Here is an 18,644-nt window from a genome sequence, read left to right as displayed (position 1 = left end):
CCTGCGCTTCGCTCCGGCGGAGCAAAGGTGGCTTCGCCCCTTTTTGCTCGTTCTCCGATCTATCGGGGAATAAAGACTTTTTTAGATGCGTCTGCCCTGATTCCACGCGCCGGACGCGTTGCGCGTCATGTATAAACAAGCGCCTGTGACATTGCATGGCCGCGCGGGTCGGCACAGGATTTTGCCGACTTACGTGCCGCCGGTCTTATTCAGCTCTCTTTGAGGCGACCGTAAACGGAAGAAGAGAGATGATGTGGAAAGGCCGAGGCGGGTAAAGGCGGTCTCCGGGGGATTCCGGCGCGCGGAATGCTCGCGCGCAAAAATTTGATATGGCCCGTAATCGAGGAAGGAATCCGCATTATCCTGAAATTACGAGATAATCTCGGTTGTTGATTTGCCAAAATTTGATATGCGATATATATTATGTTCTCAATCCTGAGAGGATGCTTCTGTGTTTACAGAAGAACGGAAACATGTTGGCGAACAAAAGGCGTAACAACAGCATTACAAAGAAAGTATGCGGCGTATTCCGTGTTATTCCAGAGCGGATTGCCTTTGAAATTACACAGTTCAAAGGGGTCATTCCGGCAAAAAGCACGCTTATCGCTGCTGTCGATTCCCGTATGGCTCCGTTGCCGCCAACGGGGACAGCCCGAAGGGCTGTCTTCGGTCGCTTTGCCGGAATCCACGCCGCGTTGCTCTCGATGCCTGTACGCCCTTTGGACTACAGGCACGGCCCTACGGGCCGCCCGTCGGGTCGGTCTTCGCGGCGCGCTTCACCGTGTTCGGCGTTACAGCATTTCAAGTGTGAATGCTGTAAGGCCGGAAAATGGGGTTATGAAAGCGAAGTGAAATTGACCCGCAAAAAGAAGAGTAAAAAGTAGTTCTCAATGGGAACGGCAAGCCGGAACGCCGGAAGAAAACGACTTTGGAATACTTATCAATGTGCCGCGGTGGCGCGGTCTTTCGCCTAAAAACATCGAGGGCCGCATGCGTCAGACGATACTGGCATACTTCATGGCCAACAGCGCGGCTTTCTGGTCCGCCGTGCGGGAACACGTGCTGATCAGCGCGGCGTCCCTCGCCGTCGCGCTGATCATTGCCGTTCCCGGCGGGTACCTGTGCGTGCGGTATGGCGGTCTGAAAAAAACGCTGCTCGCCGTGTTTCAGACACTTCGCATCGTTCCGAGCCTGGCGGTGCTTTTTCTGCTTATCCCGGTCATGGGCACGGGATTCATGCCCGCGACCGCCGCGCTTGTGCTGCTGGCCATACCGCCCATTCTGCTGAACACCGTTGCCGGTCTGGACGGGGTGCCGCAGGGCATGCTGGAAACAGCGGCGGGGCTGGGCATGACCCGGCGGCAGGTCTGGCGGAAAGTACGTTTTCCCCTGGCTATGCCCATGATTTTGACAGGCGTGAAAATCGCTGTCATTGAAATAATAGCGAGTGCGACCCTTGCGGCGAAAATCGGGGCCGGAGGACTGGGCGAAATTATTTTTACCGGTCTTGGCCTGAACAGAATCGATCTGCTTCTCATCGGAGGTTTCTCCGTCGCGGTTCTCTCGCTGGCCGGCGGATTGACGTTCGCCGTCCTGGGCAAAGCGCTGTTCCGGTACAGAGAGGCATGAGAGCGGGAGAAAGCATGAAAACCTGGAAAAAGGCCGCCTTGGCGGCGATGGGAATTCTCGCGGCGGGGATGCTGCTGTTCTCGTGCGGCGGCGAGACAAAAGGGACGGCCATCAGGGTCGGAAGCAAGGATTTTACGGAAAACCTGATCGTCGGCGAACTGTATGCCCTCGCCCTTGAAGACGCCGGGTATACGGTAAAGCGCGTTTTTGCCATTGCGGGATCGGTGGTGCATGCCTCCATTGTGAACGGCGAGATTGACCTCTATCCGGAATACACCGGGACGGGCCTGCTGACGGTGCTGAAAATGGAAGCCATGGCGGACCCCGCGCGGGTATACGCAACGGTCAAACGGGAGTATGCCCGGCGCTTCAACCTGGTCTGGCTTGAGCCGTCCCGCGCCAACGACAGCCAGGGTCTGGCCCTGAAAACATCCGTGGCCCGCGAGTTCGGCATAGCCACCATCTCCGATCTGCAACGGAATGCCCACAAGATCCGCTTCGCATCCCAGGGAGAGTTCGACCAGCGCGCCGACGGCCTGCCCGGCCTGGAGCAGGTGTACGGGCCGTTCCGCTGGAAGTCTTCGCGGGTTTTCGACAACGGCCTGAAGTATCAGGTTCTGCTGGATGATGAGGCTGATCTTGTTCCCGCCTATACCACCGAGGGCCGTTTGGCGGACACCGAAAAGTTCACGCTTCTGCGGGACGACAGGCAGATGTGGTCGCCGTATTACCTGGCTCCGGTCATTCGAGCCGACGTGCTGGCGGCGCATCCCGACATTGCCGGCATCCTGAACCGGATAAGCGCCTCCCTGGACACCGCCGCCATGACCGCGCTCAACGCTCAAGTGGATGTGGACAAAAGGGAGATCGCGGATGTGGCGAAGGAGTTCTACCGTGGAATACAACCGCAACCCGGCGGAGAAGGGCGGTGAGCCGATGCGCCATTTTATTTGACGGCGTGAGCAAGCGTTTCGGCCGCTCCGGGCCGTTTGCCGTCGATCATGTGCATCTTTCCATTAACGAGGGGGAGTTCATCACCATTCTCGGGTCGTCAGGCTCCGGCAAAACCACCCTCTTGAAAATGGTGAACCGGCTGTATGAACCGGACACCGGGTCCATTTATCTTTTCGGCGAGAACGCGCGGGATGTCGATGTGATCAAGCTGCGGCGGCGCATCGGTTACGTCATCCAGCAGGCGGGTCTGTTTCCTCACATGACCGTGGCCGGGAACATCGCGACGGTCCCCGAGCTGCTCGGGTGGGATCGGCGGCGCATCGCGGCGCGGGTGGAGGAACTGCTGCGTCTGGTCGGCCTGGAGCCGGACCTCTTCCGCGCCCGCTACCCAGGGCAACTTTCCGGCGGCCAGCAGCAGCGGGTCGGACTTGCCCGCGCGCTGGCGGTGGATCCTGAAATCATGCTTCTGGATGAGCCGTTCGGCGCCATTGACGCCATAACCCGGAACAATCTTCAGGATGAATTGCTCCGGTTGCACGGCGGCCTGAAAAAAACATTCCTTTTTGTCACCCATGATATTGCCGAGGCCGTCAAGCTGGGAGACAGGGTGGTTGTGATGAACCAGGGCAAGGTCTGTCAGTTCGACACGCCGATGAATATCATCCGGGAACCGGCTGATGACTTTGTGGCCTCCCTTGTCGGCTCCGCGCGGCAGCAGCAACGGCTCTGGGCAGGCTTTGCCGATGCTTGACTATTTGTTCAGCCAGTACGCCACGCTTGGCCGGGCATTTCTCGAGCATCTGTGGATGGTTGCCGTTGTTCTCGGGCTGTCGCTGGCTGTGGCGGCGGTCTTGACCGTGACCGCCATGTATTCAAAAGTCTGGTCCGCCTTTCTGGTGAACCTCTTTTCCGTGATTTACGCCATTCCCAGCCTGGCGCTGTTCGCCATTCTCATTCCCGCCACCGGCCTGGGAAAGACCACGGCGATCATTGTTCTCATCCTCTACAACCAATATGTGCTGCTGCGCAATTTTCTTGCCGGTCTGCGCGGGGTGGACCCGGCAATGCTTGAGGCCGCCGCCGGAATGGGCATGACCACGTTGCAGGTGCTGTACAAAATCCGCCTGCCCCTGTCGCTCAATCCCCTGTTCGCCGGACTTCGCCTTGCCGCCGTTTCGACCATCGGCATAGCGACCATCGCCGCGACCATCAATGCGGGCGGCCTCGGCGGCATTTTGTTTGACGGCCTGCGCTCCATGAACATGTATAAAATCATGTGGGGAGCGCTGCTTTCCGCCTGTCTGGCCATAGGGGCGAACCATCTGCTGCTGTGGCTGGAAAACAAAGTGGCCGTAACCATTCCCGGAACGAAAGACGGCGTATGAAGCGGGCGCGTTGAGGAACCGGCCGACGTGGGGCCGGAGACGCCCTGCGGGAAAAGCGTTTTGTTGTTTTCCGATATGAAAAGGTCCACGGGCCAGGGCGGCGAAGGATGCCGTCCCTGACCCGTGGACCTTTTTCAATTTTTCAATACAGACGATGCCGCCGCGCTAGGCTGAGCCTAGACCTTGGCGGCGGTGCGCAGGTCTGCCGCCGCGTCCGTGGCTTCCCAGGTGAATTCCGGCAGCTCGCGGCCGAAATGCCCGTAGCAGGAGGTCTTGGCGTAAATGGGGCGCTTGAGATTCAGTCGCTTGCTGATGAAATAGGGGCGCAGGTCAAAGACTTCGCGCACGGCCTTGGTCAGGATTTCGTCCGGGATGTCGCCCGTGCCCTGAGAGGACACCAGTACGCTCACCGGCTGGGCCACGCCGATGCAATAGGCGATCTGCACTTCGCAGACCGGCGCGAGACCGGCGGCCACCACGTTCTTGGCAATGTAGCGGCCCATATACGCGCCGGAGCGGTCCACCTTGGAGGGGTCCTTGCCGGAAAATGCGCCGCCGCCGTGATGGCCGCTGCCGCCGTAGGTATCCTGAATGATTTTGCGGCCGGTAAGCCCGCAGTCGCCCATGGGGCCGCCCACCACGAAGCGGCCTGTGGTGTTGATGAAGATTTCGCAGTCCTTTTCGTCAAAATAGCCCGAGGGGCCCAGAATGGGACGAATGACCTCGTTTTTCACGGCTTCGGCCACTTCGCCCTGGCTGGCGCTGGCCGCGTGCTGGGTAGAAACCACCACGTTGTTGATGCGCACGGGTTTGCCGTCCTGATACTCGAAGGAGACCTGGGTTTTGCCGTCCGGGCGGAAGAAGTCCACGATGCCGTCCTTGCGCACGCGGGCCAGCTGCTGCGAAAGCTGGTGGGCCCAGTAGATGGGCGCGGGCATCAGGGTGGCGGTTTCATTGCAGGCGTAACCGAACATCATGCCCTGGTCGCCGGCGCCCTGATCTTCGGGCTTGGTGCGCAGCACGCCCTGGGCGATGTCCGGCGACTGATGGTCGATGGAGGAAATCACCGCGCAGGTCTGCCAGTCAAAGCCCATTTCCGAGCTGTTGTAGCCGATGTTCTTGATGGTATCGCGCACCACCTTGGGCAGGTCCGCATAGCCGCGCGTGCTGATTTCGCCGGCAATGACGGCCATGCCCGTGGTCACCAGGGTTTCGCAGGCCACGTGAGCTTCCGAGTCCTGGGCCAGCAGGGTGTCCAGCACGGCGTCGGAAATCTGGTCGGCCACCTTGTCGGGATGCCCCTCGGTCACGGATTCGGAGGTGAAAAAGTATTTGCCCTTGGTTTGCATGCTGTTCTCCTTATGAAAATAAACTCAAAACGGTATGCTTTGATTCCGGCCTGCCCCAGCTTGAGGAATTTCGGCTTTCCGGCAAGAAAAACGGGTTTGATGCAGCCGGAAGCCAAAAGGGGAAAATTCAGAACAGGCCCTATGAACGCAGCAGAATATTGTCAATGAGCCGGGCCTTGCCCATGCGCACCGCGCAGGCCATCAGGGCCGGGCCGTTTACCTCGCTGAGCGGGGCCATGGATTCGGGATGCACAATGGAAAGATAATCCAGACGGCCCAGGGGCAGGTGCTCGGCCCAGCGCCGCAGCACGGCCTCGCGCAGCAGTGCCGCGCTGGTTTCGCCTTCCCGCGCCAGCTTTTGAGCGTAGAGCAGTGCCGCGCGGATTTCCGGGGCCTGGGCGCGTTCCGCGGCGGTCATATAGACGTTGCGGGAGGACAGGGCCAGGCCGTCGGCCTCGCGCACCGTCGGGCGGGCCTCAATGCGCGTGGGCACATTGAGGTCGCGGACCATGCGGCGGATGACGGCCTGCTGCTGCCAGTCCTTCTGGCCGAATACGGCGACATCGGCCCTGGTGAGCATAAAAAGTTTGAGCACCACGGTGCAGACCCCCCGGAAATGGATGGGTCGGCTCTGGCCGCAGAGGCCTTTCGCCAGTTCCGGCACCTCCACCCAGGTGGCGTGGTCCGGCGCGTACATGGAGCCCGGCTCGGGCATGAAGAGCACGTCCGCGCCGCGGCTTTCGGCAATGGCGGCGTCGCGCTTGGCGTCGCGGGGGTAGGCTTCCAGATCCTCGCCGGGGCCGAACTGCGCGGGATTCACGAACAGGCTGACCACCAGGCGCTTGGCCAGGCCGCGCGCGTGGATCATCAGGTCTTCATGCCCGGCGTGGTAATAACCCATGGTGGGAACCAGGGCGATGTCCTCGCCCTGGGCGTGCCAGGCCCGGCATTGGGCCGCCAATTCTTGGGGATCGGTTAATATCTGCATATCAAGGTATTGTGATATAGTTGATGAATGTCCTTTTATACATGCGCGCACCAGGCTTGTAAAGGAAAACAGGCCGGGAAAGCTCCGGGCGCGCGGTGCCATCGCATGTCCATATTGACTGCCGGATATCCATCTGATTTTGGACAAATGGGCCTTCCTTTTTCCGCGAACGCAGCCGACACAATCGGCAAGTGAGCGTGGGCTGCTTTTGCGGGAATTTTGCAAAATTGGCGATTTTTTCGTGCGGGCAAGGCGGATTTTGTAAAATAACCGCAAAGCTACAGGAAGGCTGGCGCAACTACGTCCTGACCGGGCGCGCGGCATGTCCGCCTTGACCCCCCTTGGGCTTGCGGGCATAACAATGCGCGGAGGCTTGCATGGTCAAACCGTTCTATCAGGGCAAACTGGATACCTTCTGCGCCATTTACGCGGTGCTCAACGCTCTGCGCCTGACCCACGGCATCCGGGTGCTTAAGGCGCGGGACATTCTCAACGAAACCCTGCTGGCCCTGGCCGGTGCGCCCGAGGCTTTCAAGGCCGTGCTGGATCAGGAAACAGATTATCTCAATCTGGTGGACGGCATGCTGCGGGCGCAGAGCCGCGCCTTTCCCCTGGAGGTGCGCAGGCCCTTTGCCCCGGAGGAGCGGCCCACGGTGGACGAGCTCTGGCGCGCCTGCCGGGAATGGCTCGCGCCGGAGCGCGGGCGCGCGGTCATTTTTCGCTTTCTGCGCAGCCTGACCCCGGAGGGCCCGCCGGTGAACCGGCATTGGACCACCGCCGACCGCATGGACGATGAAATCCTGCACCTCTTTGATTGCAGCCATGAGGCCGAAGCCATTCTGAACATCCGCAAGAGCAGTTTCGTCACCCGGCCCGAGGCCGTGAGCCAGGGCCGTCTGCTCTATATCCAGCCCGACAGCCTGCGTCTGCTGCGCCTGCCTTTTTAGGATCTGTTAACACGACAGAATTTTTGCAGCTACTCCGGCGGCGCGGCGGTTCAGTATTCCCGGTCCGGAGCGTTCAGGCCCAGGGGCAGGTTCAGGCGGCGGGCTTCCTCCCGGAGGCTGGGGTCCACCCAGAAGGCTTTTTCCTGCACAAAGCTGAGCACTTCGAATTCCTCGGGATCCACCGGGCGCGCGTAATAGTAGCCCTGGGCGTAATTGCAGCCGATGCTGAGCAGAAAGCGCGCCTGCTCCACGGTTTCCACCCCTTCGGCGATGATTTTCATCTTGAGCTGGCGGGCCATGGTGACGGTGTTGCGGGCCACGATCTGGCCGCGTTCATTGTCCGTGCCGTCACTGATGAAGGTGCGGTCCAGCTTGACGATGTTGAAAGGCAGGGCGCGCAGGGTGCTCAGGGAGGAATAGCCCGTGCCGAAATCATCCATGGAAAAAACGAATCCCTGTTTCTGAAGGTCGTTCATGACCCGGATCAGGGTTTTTTCGCTTTCAAAAAAGGCGCTTTCCGTGAGTTCCAGTTCCAGCAGATGCCGGGGCAAATGGTATTTGTCCGTCAGGGCCAGCAGCTTGCCGCTGAAATGGTCGTCGTTGAAGTGCATGCGCGAGACATTGATGGACACGGGCGTGGGCCGGTAGCCTTTGTCCAGCCAGAGGCGCAGCATTTTACAGGTCTGTTCCCAGATGTACTCGTCAAAACGGACGATGAAGCCGTTGCGCTCGAACAGCGGCACAAAGCGGCCCGGCAGGATCAGTCCGTCCGTGGGGTGCCGCCAGCGGGCCAGGGCCTCGGCCCCCACGATGCGGCCGCTGGAAATCTCCACCTTGGGCTGGAGATAGAGCACGAACTGGCCTTTTTCCAGAGCCTCGTGCATTTGGTCCTTGATATTATTTTCATCCAGCAGCCGGGCGCGCAGCTCGCCGTCGTAAAAGGCATAGTTGGTCAGATCGCTGCCCTTGACGGTTTTCAGGGCCAGATGGGCCCAGTCGCAGAGCACGTGCACCGGAGTTCTGCGCTTTTCCACCGGGCAGATGCCGAAAAAGAGCATGACCCGGTAAGACTGGGTATATTCGCGCAACTGGCGCGAGAGCCAGCCCACAAAACGCCGGACCCGATCGCGGTCGCCGGCGAGACAGGCCACAAACACGTCGCCGGACAGGCGAGCGAAGGTTTCCCGCCGCTTGTCGATCTGTTCGCGCACGAGATGGGCAATGGCCCGCAGCAGGCGGTCGCCTTCCTCCAGGCCGAACATTTCGTTGATGCCCTTGAAGCCCGCCACGTCGAAACGCACGATATGACGGGGACCGTCGCCCTGGCGGATCAGCAGGTCGGCCTTTTCAAAAAAGGTCTGCATGTTGTACGCGCCGGTCAGGGGATCGTATTCAGCCCTGAAGCGCAGGGCCTGCGTGGCCCGGGTGACTTCGTCCACGTCGCTGATGGTGCCGATGTAGCGGATGCCGAGGTCCGGGTCGGCCAGGCAGGTATAGGTGACCCTGCACCAGATGAAGCGCCCGTCGCGGCGGCGCAGGCGCACAGTCATCTCGCCGGAGGAGGCGCCCTGCTCCAGGGCGTTCAGGCAGTCCTTGAAGATTCCCCCGTCCTCCGGGGAAAGCACATTGTCCTCGCGCCAGACGTCAAAAAGCCAGCGGCCGTTGTAATTGCCCGCCAGCAGTTGCGGAATGTGCGGCGAGGTGTAGGTGGGCTGATTGTCGCGCCATTCGAACACCAGGGTATTGGTGTGGTCCAGCACGGTCTTGTAGCGCAGTTCGTCCAGACGCCGGCGCTGGAGCAGGGCGTTTTCGCGGGCCAGGCCGACGGCGCGTTTCTGCTCGTCCACATCCTGCACGCAGATCATGTGCAGGGGGCGGCCGGAAGCGGCGCAGGCCAAGGGAAAGACAGTGAAGCGCGCCCAGCGGTATTGCCCGTCGAGGCATTTTTTGCGCACGTCGCCGGAGGCATAGCCCTGTTTGAGATTTTCTCCCTGGTGCAGGGCCTTGGGATTGAGCACGCGCAGGAAAATTCCCCGGTCTTCAGGATGGATGAGCGTCTCGGCGATGGCCCGCAGGGTGGCGGCCAGACCCATGCCGGGCGGCGGCGGGCAGAAGCGCACATCGCCCATGTGGATCAGACGATAGCTGTCGCCGCTGAAATCCACTTCAAAGATTTCGCCGAAGATGCTGCGCAGCACGCAGTTGTAGCGGGCCTGCTCCATCTCGTCCGTCGCCGGTCCCGGCGCGGCCGATGTCTGAACCCGCTGTTCCATTGCGCATCCTTGACGCGGTCGGCGTTTGGAAGCTCATGACAGGAGACTTCCGTTTGATTTTTTAGCACTCCCGCAGGCAGTTGGCAATCCGGGCGCGTAGCGGCGTGCTTTACTCGTCCGTGGTTTCGTTGCTTTCCGCGTCGGGGAGGCGGGCCTGAAGGCGCGGATCCACCCAGAAGCACTTGCCGTGCACAAAGCTGAAGGTTTCAAATTCCCGCGCGTCCATGGGCCGCGAGTAGTAAAAGCCCTGGGCCTGGTCGCAACCCATGTTCCGCAGAAAAAGGGCCTGTTCCACGGTTTCCACGCCTTCCGCGATAATCCGCATGCCGAGCTGTTTGGCCAGGACGATGGTATTGCGGGCCACAATCTGGCCGCGCTGATTGTCCGTGCTGTCGCTGACAAAGGCGCGGTCAAGCTTGACGGTATTGAAAGGCAGGGCGCGCAGGGTGTTCAGCGAGGAGTAGCCGGTGCCGAAGTCGTCCATGGAAAAGGCGAAACCGGCCTCCTGGAGGCTGCGCATGGTCCGCTGGAGGATTTTTTCATTTTCAAAAAAGGCGCTCTCCGTGAGCTCCAGTTCGAGCAGATGCCGGGGCAGGCGGTATTTGTCGGTCAGGGCCCGCAATTTGTCGCAGAAACCGTTGTCGTTGAAGTGCATGCGCGAGACGTTGATGGATACGGGCAAGGGACGATAGCCCTTGTCCAGCCAGGAGCGCAGCAGCTTGCAGACCTCTTCCCAGATGTACTCGTCCAGCAGGATGATGAAGCCGTTGCGTTCGAAAAAAGGCACAAAACGGTTCGGCGGGATCAGGCCGCGTTCCGGATGCCGCCAGCGGGCCAGGGCTTCGGCCCCCACAATGCGCCCGCTGAATATTTCGACCTTAGGCTGGAGGTAGACCACAAACTGGCCTTCGGCCAGGGCCGTGTACATCTGGTCCTTGATAAAGAGTTCGTCCAGTACCCGGCTGCGCAACTCGTCGTCATAAAAGGCATAGTCGGCCATGCCGCTGCCCTTGACGGACTTGAGGGCCAGATAGGCCCGCTCGCAGATCTCGCGCACCGGGGTTGCCGGGTCGTCCACCCGGCAGACGCCGAAAAAGAGTTCGGGCCGGTAGGACTTGGTATATTCCGCTGTGCCGCAGCGCAGCCATTCCATGAATTCCCAGACGCGCTCGTGGTCGCCCTCCAGGCAGGCCAGGAAGATATCGCCGGAGAGCCGGGCAAAAATCTCCCGGTCCGAAGAGAGGTTCTCCTTGGTCAGATAGGAGATGGCCCGTAAAAGGCGTCTGCCTTCTTCCTGGCCGAAGCGTTCGTCGATGGATTTGAAGCCCGCCACGTCATAGCGCACGATATGGCGCGGCGCATCCGGATTTTTGCGCAACAGCCGTTCGGTTTTTCCCAGAAAGGTGGGCATGGTGCAGGCGCCGGTCAGGTCGTCGTATTCCGCCTGCTGGCGCAGGGCGCGCGCTGTGTGGATGGCCTTGTCCACATCCCGGATGCTGCCCACATAACGCGCGCCGGTAGCGGTATTGTCGATCCGGGTGCAGGAAACGACGTACCAGGTGAATGCGCCCGTCCTGCGGCGCAGGCGCACGGTGACCGCGCTGGAGGGATCGCTGCCGGCCAGGGCGCGCAGGAAGTTTTCGAATACGGCGCGATCTTCGGAAAAAAGGACGCTGTCCTCGCGCCAGAGATCAAAGAGATGCCGGCCGTCGTAGCTGCCGGCCAGCAGCCGGGGAATCGTGGCGTCCACATAGGTAAGCGTCTGGTCCCGCCATTCGAAGACCAGGCTGCGCGTCTGTTCCGTGATCGCCCTGTAGCGCAGATAATCCAGGCTCTGGAGGTGCAGGAGAACGTTTTCGCGGGTGCTGGCGCCGAGGTGCTTGTAGCCGTCGATATCCTGAAAGCAGATCAGATATCGCTCCAGCCCGCTCTCGTCGAAAGGGAAAACCATGACGCGTACCCAGCGGTAGCTGCCGTCCAGGCATTTTTTGCGGTATTCGGCGCCCGTGCTTCTGCCGGTGGTCGCCAGGGCGCGACGCAGTTCCTCCCGCCGGAACATCTGCCGGAAGTCGGCCTTGTCCTCGGGATGGATCAGGGTGTCGGCGGCCGCTTCCAGCATGGCGGCAAGGCCGCGACCCTCAGGCGGGGCGCAGAATTTTGCGCCGCTCTGAAAGACGGAACGGTAAAACCCGGCGTTGAAATCCAGCTCGTAGATCTGGTCGTAGAAATTGCTCAACAGGCGGGCATAACGCCTTTCCACGGCCGCCGCAGCCGGGTTATCCGGCGCATACGACCTCATGGCCTCTCTCTCTCTCTCTCTCTCTCTCTCTCTCTCTCTCTCTCTCTCTCTCTCATAGGCCGTCCTTCAGCGCATATTCGGGAAACAGCGGCTGGCAACAGGACAGGGGCCGCCGGAAGGATCGCCGTGTCTTTTTGTTCCAATGGCAAAAAAGACTAGCATGTCGGCCACCGGATTAACAAGATGTATGGTGGGTTGATTTCAAAACATCCCTTCAGAACCTTTTGCCGGAGCAAGCCCCTTCTCTGCCGTTTTCCTTTTTCCCGATGGGGTGTGCCTGCCCCGCGCGCCGGGCGCGGACCGGATGACAAGCGGGCGCGGCCGCTGTATTATGCGGCGATGAGCACCCATACCCCAACGAAAGCCCTGCCGGTCTGGTCCCTGAGCCTGGGCTGTCCCAAAAACCGGGTGGACAGCGAACGTCTGCTGGGTTCCTTAGGCTTGCCCGTCAAAAGCGTGACCCAGATGGGCCGTGCGCGCCTGGTCTTCATCAATACCTGCGGCTTCATCGCTCCGGCGGTGCGCGAGTCCGTGCGGGCCGTGCTGGACGCCGTGAACCGGCTGGCCCGTTGCAAGAACAAACCCCTGCTGGCCGTGGCCGGTTGCATGGTGGGGCGTTACGGCGCGGAGGAACTGGCCCGGGAGCTGCCCGAGGTGGACCTCTGGCTGCCCACCGGAGATCTGGCGGACTGGCCGGCCATGCTGGCGCAGGCCCTGAATCTGCCGGAAGGGGCCGGGAGCGGAGGCCGCCTGCTTTCCACCGGGCCGTCCTATGCCTGGCTCAAGATCGGCGAGGGCTGCCGCCACAACTGCGCTTTCTGCACCATCCCGTCCATCCGGGGCGGCCTGCGCTCCGAACCCGTGCCCGGCCTGCTGGCCGAGGCTCGCGGCCTGCTGGAGCGCGGGGTGCGCGAACTGGTGCTGGTGGCGCAGGACGTCACGGCTTGGGGCGCGGATCTGGCCGGAGAGAAAAACCTTCCGCATCTGCTGGAAGGATTGCTGGCCCTGGACGGCCTGGCCTGGCTGCGCCTGCTCTATCTCTACCCCAGCGGGGTCACGCCTGAGCTGCTGCGTTTTATGAAGGAATCCGGCGGCCCGCTGTTGCCTTATCTGGATATCCCCCTTCAGCACGCCCACCCGGAGGTACTGGCCCGCATGGGGCGGCCTTTTGCCGGTGATCCCCGGCGCGTGCTGGACCGGGTGCGCGACGCGTTGCCGGAAGCCGCCGTGCGCACCACCTTTATCGTGGGCTATCCCGGCGAAAGCGAAGCGCATTTCGACAGCCTCTGCCGTTTTGTGGAGGAATGCCGTTTCCAGAATCTGGGCGTGTTCGCCTACCAGGCGGAAGAGGGCACCAAAGCCGCCGAACTGCCGGATCAGGTGCCGGAAGAGACCAGGGAGCGCCGCCGCGCCACGCTGATGGAGATCCAGGCGGGCATCAGCGAAAGCCTGCTGGCGGAGCGCGTGGGGCAACGCCTGCCCGTGCTGGTGGACGCGCCGCATCCGGAATGGCCGGGTCTGCACAGCGGCCGGGTCTGGTTCCAGGCCCCGGAAGTGGACGGCATGACCTATGTCAGCGGTCCCGGCGTGACCCCCGGCGCGCTGGTGGAGTGCGACATCGTGGAGAATACGGAGTACGATCTGACGGCGCTGGCCTGAGCGCGGGGCGATATTCACCGACGCGGCGGGAGAGATTATGGGCGGAGGCATTTTCGGCACGCTGCACCCCTTTCTGGAAGGCGGCGCGGTGTATGGCCGCAAGGTGGCCAATACAGGCTTTATGGAAGCCCTGCTGCGGCTTGATCCCTTTGACGAATATCATTTTTTTGTGACCGATCCGGACGCGTTGCGTACGGCCTTTGCCGCGCGCGACACTCTGCCCGGCGCGGCGCGCGGTGCCGTGAAAATCTTCAGCCGCCAGGATCTGGCGGACGCGTTGCGGGCCACGCCCTATCACTGCTTTCACCTTTCCGATCCTGTTTCCGGGCAGCCGGAACTCGCTGCCCTGCGCAACGCCCTGGCCCCCCGAATCTTTCCCATTACCAGCGTCAATCACAGCATCAGCTATCTTGACTATGCCCAGCGCTTTCTGGCCCATATCTGGCCCGGCGTCACAGCGCGCGACGCCATCGGAGCCACATCGCGCGCCGCGTCCAAGGTCTTGGCGGGCTATTTCGCACAGTTGCGGGAAGGCTATAGCCTGAATCCGGCCTGGCTCCGGCCCCGGCTTGAGATCATCCCCCTGGGCGTGGACCCGGAAGCCTTTCCGGAACCGACGCCGGAGGCACGCCGCGCGGCCCGTGCGCGTTTCGGCCTGGCCGACGGGGAGGCCGTCTGCCTGCTGCACGGGAGAATAAGCTTGGACGACAAGCTGGACGCCATGCCGCTGCTTTATGCCCTGCGCCGGGCCATGGAGGCCGACCCCGCGGCCCGGCCGCGTCTGCTCATGTCCGGCGGAGCCCGCCCCGGCGACCATTATCCGGAAGCCCTGGAAGCCGCCGCGCGGGCTCTGAAGGTGCCGTTCAGCCTGCTGCCCGATCCCGCGCCCGAGGCTGTGCGCGCGCTTTTCGCCGCCGCTGACATCTTTGTGTCGCCGTCGGACAATATTCAGGAAAGTTTCGGTCTGACCCTGCTGGAGGCGGGCGCGGCGGGTCTGCCCGCCGTGGTCTCGGACTGGGACGGCTACCGGGATCTGGTGGAGCACAATGTCACCGGTTTTCTGACGCCCTGCCTGGCTCCGGCGGACACGCCCCTTCTGGACCGCCTGGCCCACACTTTGCCCGACAATATCCACCAGATGTTCCGGGCCCAGCAGACGGCGGTGGATGTTCCGGCCCTGGCCGAAGCCCTGCGCCGCCTGATCTCTGACGCGCCTCTGCGGGCCCGCATGGGAATTGCGGCCCGGCGGCGCGTGCTGGAAAACTTCACCTGGGAGGGCGTGATCCGGCGCTGGCTGGATTTCTGGGACGCACTCTGGCGGGAGCCTCTGGATGCGGAGGAGGAAAAACGCATCCGCGCGGCCCGGCATCCGGCTTTTTTACGTCTCGGAGAATTGTTTTCCGGCCATTCTTCCGCAGGGCTTTCCGCGGATGCGGATCTGCCCGGCGACCCGCTCTGGCTGCATATCACGGCCCGGGGCGAGCGCGTGCGGGCCGGGCGCGAATTCTGCGTCATCTGGCCCGGCCTGGAACTGTGCATGGACGGCGTGGAATTCCGCCGGTTGCTGGTACAGGCCCGGCACCCCGTGCGGGCGGATGAACTGATCCGCCGGGCTTGTCCGCCGGGCCGCAGCCCTGAAGGGGCGCGTTTTGTCCTGCTCTGGGCCTTGAAGAACGATCTGCTGGAACGGGTGGAAGAGCCCCGCTGACGCCGTCTTTTCCGGATTGCGCCAGTTGGGGCCGGACGAAAATATCCCCGGAGGGCGTAGCCCCCCGGGGATATGTGGTCTGCGCGTGCGGTGCACGCCCTCAACCAGGCTAGCCGATGAGCTGCATGGCCATCTGCGGCATGCTGTTGGCCTGCGAAAGCATGGCCACAGCCGACTGGGTGAGGATCTGGTTGCGGACGAATGACGTCATTTCCGTGGCCACGTCCACGTCGGAAATGCGCGATTCAGCCGCCTGCAGGTTTTCGGACTGAGTGGTAAGGTTGGAAATGGTGTTTTCCAGACGGTTCTGCAACGCGCCCAGATGTGCCCGGATCTTGTCCTTGGAGACCACGGCGTTGGTCAGGCCCACCAGAGCCTTCTGGGCCTGCGCCTGGGTGGAAACCGTACGGGCGTCGGCTGCGGTACTGAAGGAGGTCGCCTGATTGCCCACACCCAGGGCCGAGGCGGTGCTCGTGCCGATCTGGATGTAGTAATAGTCTTCCGCCGAGTCGTTGGCCGTGCCGAAGTGGATCTTCATCTTGCCGGTGGAGGTCATTCCCGCGCCGTTGTGCGTGCTACTGGACAGATTGCCGTTCAGCAGATGGATGCCGTTGAAGTCCGTGGAGTTGGCGATTCGGGTGATTTCCGAAGCCATGGCCTGATATTCGGACTCAATCATCAAACGCTGGGTGGAATCGTAGGTGCCGGTAGCCGCCTGTTCGGCCAGTTCCTTCATACGGGTCAGCTTTTCGTCGATGACGCCCAGGGCGCCGTCTGCGGTCTGGATGAGGGAAATGGCGTCGTTGGCGTTGCGCACGCCCTGTTGCAGAGCCGTGATGTCGGTACGCATCAGTTCGCGGATGGCCAGGCCGGCGGCGTCGTCAGCCGCTGAATTGACGCGCAGGCCCGTGGACAAGCGCTTGGTCGAGGTCTGCAAGTCGCTGTAGTGGCCGGTCAGGGTGTTGGCGACGTTGGTGGCCATTTGGTTGTGATTGATATACATGACATTCCTCCATGAATGTGCTGTCTGCCCAGCGGTGCACTATGCACGCCCGCTTCCTTGCGGACTGCCGCCGCACAATGCCTGCGCATGCAGGGTTTATGATGTTGTCCCCAGTGCGCCTGCCTGTTCTTTCGGCACAATAGCCGAAAGCATTAGGGGCGCGGCCTCAACCTACAAGGGAAAACCCTTGTCTTCCCTGACTCGTGGCGTCAGGGGAGGCAAAAAATGCCTGAAAAACCTGCATCCAGCATTAAGCATGATCCGTGCCAAAAAGAGCGTCGGAAGCATGGCGCGCAAAGGGGCTGCGCTGCGTTGAAGACCGCAAGCGGAAACCTCACCCCCCGCTTGTTGCCGCTTGGCGGGAAGGGCGAACACGCCGTCCGCTTTGAAACTTTTCCACAGCCTCTTGACGCAATAAACAGGATGATTACCCATAAGATAGGACGATTTTCACAGGAGTTCAGGTATGAACGGTAGTGTTGTTTCCCTGCCGTAGGCTTGCGCCTTGTGAGGTCGCGTCCCGTCGGGACGATCCGGCCGTGACACCCATGCGCGCGGATGCGGAGGCCGTCACGGCCACGAACAAGAACGGCGTACTGGTCACCATGCCGCGCAATACGCCTGTCCAGCCCCCGGCAAAGCCCATTGGGCCAACCAGGGGAATAAGTCCTCCTCCACACGGGCCAGCGCTCCGGCTCGTGAGCCCCCGCCGTTCTGGCGGGGGCTTTTTGTCCCATGGGACAGCCTGTTATGTCCAAGCCTCGGGATGCAAAAAACCCGGTCCGTTTACGGACCGGGTTTTCCCTCACATTGTTACGGTCGGGCGGCACTCCCCTGCCGCACGTCCGGTTACGGGTCGTCTCCCTCCACCACGAAGTTTTTCCTAGCCGATGAGCTGCATGGCCATCTGCTGCATGCTGTTGGCTTGCGACAACATGGCCACCGACGACTGGGTGAGAATCTGGTTGCGGACGAATGACGTCATTTCCGTGGCCACGTCCACGTCGGAAATGCGCGATTCAGCCGCCTGCAGGTTTTCAGACTGAGTGGTAAGGTTGGAAATGGTGTTTTCCAGACGGTTCTGCAAGGCGCCCAGATGCGCCCGGATCTTGTCCTTGGAGACCACGGCGTTGGTCAGGCCCAGCAGGGCCTTCTGGGCCTGCGCCTGGGTGGAGACCGTACGGGCGTCGGCTGTGGTACTGTAGGAAGTCGCCTGATTGCCCACACCCAGAGCCGAAGCGGTGCTCGCGCCGATCTGAATGTAATAATAGTCTTCCGCCGAGTCGTTGGCCGTGCCGAAGTGTACCTTCAGCTTGCCGGTGGCGCTGAGACCCGCGCCGTTGTGCGTGCTGCCGGACAGGTTGCCGTTCAGCAGATGGATGCCGTTGAAGTCCGTGGCATTGGCGATTCGGGTGATTTCCGAAGCCATGGCCTGATATTCGGACTCGATCATCAGGCGCTGGGTGGAGTCGTAGGTGCCGGTAGCCGCCTGTTCGGCCAGTTCCTTCATGCGGGTCAGCTTTTCGTCGATGACGCCCAGGGCGCCGTCGGCGGTCTGGATGAGGGAAATGGCGTCGTTGGCGTTGCGCACACCCTGCTGCAGAGCCGTGATGTCGGTGCGCATCAATTCGCGGATGGCCAGGCCGGCGGCGTCGTCAGCCGCGGAATTGACGCGCAGGCCTGTGGACAGGCGCTTGGTTGAGGTTTGCAGATTGCCGTAATGGGATGTGAGGGTGTTGGCCACGTTGGAGGCCATCTGGTTGTGATTGATATACATACATTCCTCCATGAATGCTGTATGTCATGGGCGGCGCCCAATGCCGACGCGTCCCTGCGTCCTTCCGCCCCTGTAATCCTATCGGCATTCTTCCGGATATGGATTAGAGCCGGCGGCAAATTTTGCCTGCCTGCATCCTAGTGTATTTTTTTATATTTTTGATGAAGATGAAAAAAGTCAGACTTTTTCGGCGCGCGGGCGGCAAATTTTTCCTGCCGCGCGTATGCCGCGCCGTCAACGATACAACGTCAAAGGCCCCGCCTGTCCATGACAGGCGGGGCCTTTGACCTCAAAAACACTATGAAGCTCAGCAGTCCTTGCCCACCATGCGCAGCAGGCGCAACAACTGGTTGGTGAATCCCGCTTCATTGTCGTACCAGACCAGCAGCTTGAGCATGGTCCGGTCCAGCACCTGGGTGGACAGGGCGTCCACCACGCCGCCATAGGTGCTGCCTCTGTAGTCGATGGAAACCAGGGGTTCCTCGGAAAAGCCCATGTTATCCTTGAGCGCCCCTTGGCTGGCGGCCTTGAGCGCCGCGTTGACGGCGTCGGCGTCACAGGGCTTTTCCACCTCACAGGTCAGGTCCACCAGAGAGCAGTCAAAGGTGGGCACGCGCACGGACATGCCGTTGATCCGGCCTTCCAGCTCAGGCATGACCACGCCCACGGCCTT

General features: G+C 61.6%; 14 protein-coding genes and 1 pseudogene. 8 read left to right on the top strand and 7 right to left on the bottom strand.

Going from position 1 to position 18,644, the window contains the following annotated elements:
* Positions 1 to 473: 473 nt before the first annotated feature.
* The 5 genes from KH208_RS06585 (at position 474) to KH208_RS06565 (ending at position 3,968) form a co-directional block, all read left to right on the top strand.
* Positions 474 to 884 carry a hypothetical protein gene (locus KH208_RS06585; protein ID WP_291434891.1) on the top strand — a complete coding sequence of 137 codons (411 nt, stop codon included), beginning with the start codon at positions 474 to 476 and terminating at the stop codon, positions 882 to 884.
* Positions 885 to 990: 106 nt separating this feature from the next.
* Positions 991 to 1,629 carry an ABC transporter permease gene (locus tag KH208_RS06580; RefSeq protein WP_291434889.1) on the top strand — a complete coding sequence of 213 codons (639 nt, stop codon included), beginning with the start codon at positions 991 to 993 and terminating at the stop codon, positions 1,627 to 1,629.
* A gap of 14 nt (positions 1,630 to 1,643) precedes the next feature.
* The gene (locus KH208_RS06575) at positions 1,644 to 2,561 is read left to right on the top strand and encodes a glycine betaine ABC transporter substrate-binding protein (RefSeq protein ID WP_291434888.1); all 918 of its coding nucleotides are present in this window, start codon (positions 1,644 to 1,646) and stop codon (positions 2,559 to 2,561) included.
* Complete coding sequence (locus tag KH208_RS06570; protein ID WP_291434886.1) at positions 2,558 to 3,334, top strand: ABC transporter ATP-binding protein; 777 nt, start codon at positions 2,558 to 2,560, stop codon at positions 3,332 to 3,334. The genes KH208_RS06575 and KH208_RS06570 overlap by 4 nt, the downstream gene beginning before the upstream one ends.
* Entirely contained in the window at positions 3,327 to 3,968 is a 642-nt protein-coding gene (locus KH208_RS06565; RefSeq protein WP_291434884.1) for an ABC transporter permease, read from the top strand. The genes KH208_RS06570 and KH208_RS06565 overlap by 8 nt, the downstream gene beginning before the upstream one ends.
* Before the next feature lie 176 nt (positions 3,969 to 4,144).
* Here KH208_RS06565 and metK read toward each other — a convergent pair whose 3' ends face one another.
* Together metK and panC are read right to left on the bottom strand one after the other, a co-directional pair.
* A complete protein-coding gene (metK, locus tag KH208_RS06560) occupies positions 4,145 to 5,317 on the bottom strand; it encodes a methionine adenosyltransferase (RefSeq protein WP_009303238.1) in 1,173 nt (390 codons plus the stop codon).
* A 139-nt stretch (positions 5,318 to 5,456) separates the two neighbouring features.
* Entirely contained in the window at positions 5,457 to 6,305 is an 849-nt protein-coding gene (gene panC, locus KH208_RS06555) for a pantoate--beta-alanine ligase (RefSeq protein WP_291434881.1), read from the bottom strand.
* A 377-nt stretch (positions 6,306 to 6,682) separates the two neighbouring features.
* Between panC and KH208_RS06550 the strand changes: the two genes are divergently transcribed.
* A complete protein-coding gene (locus tag KH208_RS06550) occupies positions 6,683 to 7,252 on the top strand; it encodes a hypothetical protein (RefSeq protein ID WP_291434879.1) in 570 nt (189 codons plus the stop codon).
* Positions 7,253 to 7,302: 50 nt separating this feature from the next.
* On the opposite strand, the gene KH208_RS06545 is transcribed toward KH208_RS06550, so the two are convergent.
* Both KH208_RS06545 and KH208_RS06540 read right to left on the bottom strand, forming a co-directional pair.
* Complete coding sequence (locus KH208_RS06545; RefSeq protein ID WP_291434877.1) at positions 7,303 to 9,525, bottom strand: EAL domain-containing protein; 2,223 nt, start codon at positions 9,523 to 9,525, stop codon at positions 7,303 to 7,305.
* Between the two features lie 109 nt (positions 9,526 to 9,634).
* Entirely contained in the window at positions 9,635 to 11,824 is a 2,190-nt protein-coding gene (locus KH208_RS06540) for an EAL domain-containing protein (RefSeq protein WP_291434876.1), read from the bottom strand.
* 339 nt (positions 11,825 to 12,163) lie between these two features.
* Here KH208_RS06540 and rimO point away from each other — a divergent pair, with 339 nt between their 5' ends.
* Together rimO and KH208_RS06530 are read left to right on the top strand one after the other, a co-directional pair.
* The gene (gene rimO / locus KH208_RS06535; RefSeq protein ID WP_291434874.1) at positions 12,164 to 13,483 is read left to right on the top strand and encodes a 30S ribosomal protein S12 methylthiotransferase RimO; all 1,320 of its coding nucleotides are present in this window, start codon (positions 12,164 to 12,166) and stop codon (positions 13,481 to 13,483) included.
* A 37-nt stretch (positions 13,484 to 13,520) separates the two neighbouring features.
* Positions 13,521 to 15,191 carry a glycosyltransferase family 4 protein gene (locus tag KH208_RS06530; protein WP_291434872.1) on the top strand — a complete coding sequence of 557 codons (1,671 nt, stop codon included), beginning with the start codon at positions 13,521 to 13,523 and terminating at the stop codon, positions 15,189 to 15,191.
* A 109-nt stretch (positions 15,192 to 15,300) separates the two neighbouring features.
* On the opposite strand, the gene KH208_RS06525 is transcribed toward KH208_RS06530, so the two are convergent.
* The 3 genes and pseudogenes from KH208_RS06525 to KH208_RS06515 all read right to left on the bottom strand — a co-directional run.
* A complete protein-coding gene (locus KH208_RS06525) occupies positions 15,301 to 16,194 on the bottom strand; it encodes a flagellin (protein WP_291434870.1) in 894 nt (297 codons plus the stop codon).
* Between the two features lie 883 nt (positions 16,195 to 17,077).
* Positions 17,078 to 17,971 (bottom strand): flagellin, encoded by an 894-nt coding sequence (locus tag KH208_RS06520; protein WP_291434868.1) that lies wholly within the window; start codon positions 17,969 to 17,971, stop codon positions 17,078 to 17,080.
* A gap of 307 nt (positions 17,972 to 18,278) precedes the next feature.
* Positions 18,279 to 18,644: pseudogene (locus KH208_RS06515) on the bottom strand (Asd/ArgC dimerization domain-containing protein); the annotation flags it as partial.

This window comes from Desulfovibrio sp. (assembly GCF_018379785.1).
GTDB lineage: Bacteria > Desulfobacterota > Desulfovibrionia > Desulfovibrionales > Desulfovibrionaceae > Desulfovibrio.
Note: the sequence above shows the minus strand (reverse complement) of the source record. Positions and strands in the feature narration are given on the sequence as shown.

Excerpts from the sequence above, each read along its gene's own strand:
- KH208_RS06585 (WP_291434891.1), top strand. The coding sequence starts at position 474 with ATGTTGGCGAACAAAAGGCGTAACAACAGCATTACAAAGAAAGTATGC.
- KH208_RS06580 (WP_291434889.1), top strand. The coding sequence starts at position 991 with ATGCGTCAGACGATACTGGCATACTTCATGGCCAACAGCGCGGCTTTC.
- KH208_RS06575 (WP_291434888.1), top strand. The coding sequence starts at position 1,644 with ATGAAAACCTGGAAAAAGGCCGCCTTGGCGGCGATGGGAATTCTCGCG.
- KH208_RS06565 (WP_291434884.1), top strand. The coding sequence starts at position 3,327 with ATGCTTGACTATTTGTTCAGCCAGTACGCCACGCTTGGCCGGGCATTT.
- metK (WP_009303238.1), bottom strand. The coding sequence starts at position 5,317 with ATGCAAACCAAGGGCAAATACTTTTTCACCTCCGAATCCGTGACCGAG.
- panC (WP_291434881.1), bottom strand. The coding sequence starts at position 6,305 with ATGCAGATATTAACCGATCCCCAAGAATTGGCGGCCCAATGCCGGGCC.
- KH208_RS06550 (WP_291434879.1), top strand. The coding sequence starts at position 6,683 with ATGGTCAAACCGTTCTATCAGGGCAAACTGGATACCTTCTGCGCCATT.
- KH208_RS06545 (WP_291434877.1), bottom strand. The coding sequence starts at position 9,525 with ATGGAACAGCGGGTTCAGACATCGGCCGCGCCGGGACCGGCGACGGAC.
- KH208_RS06540 (WP_291434876.1), bottom strand. The coding sequence starts at position 11,824 with ATGAGGTCGTATGCGCCGGATAACCCGGCTGCGGCGGCCGTGGAAAGG.
- rimO (WP_291434874.1), top strand. The coding sequence starts at position 12,164 with ATGAGCACCCATACCCCAACGAAAGCCCTGCCGGTCTGGTCCCTGAGC.
- KH208_RS06530 (WP_291434872.1), top strand. The coding sequence starts at position 13,521 with ATGGGCGGAGGCATTTTCGGCACGCTGCACCCCTTTCTGGAAGGCGGC.
- KH208_RS06525 (WP_291434870.1), bottom strand. The coding sequence starts at position 16,194 with ATGTATATCAATCACAACCAAATGGCCACCAACGTCGCCAACACCCTG.
- KH208_RS06520 (WP_291434868.1), bottom strand. The coding sequence starts at position 17,971 with ATGTATATCAATCACAACCAGATGGCCTCCAACGTGGCCAACACCCTC.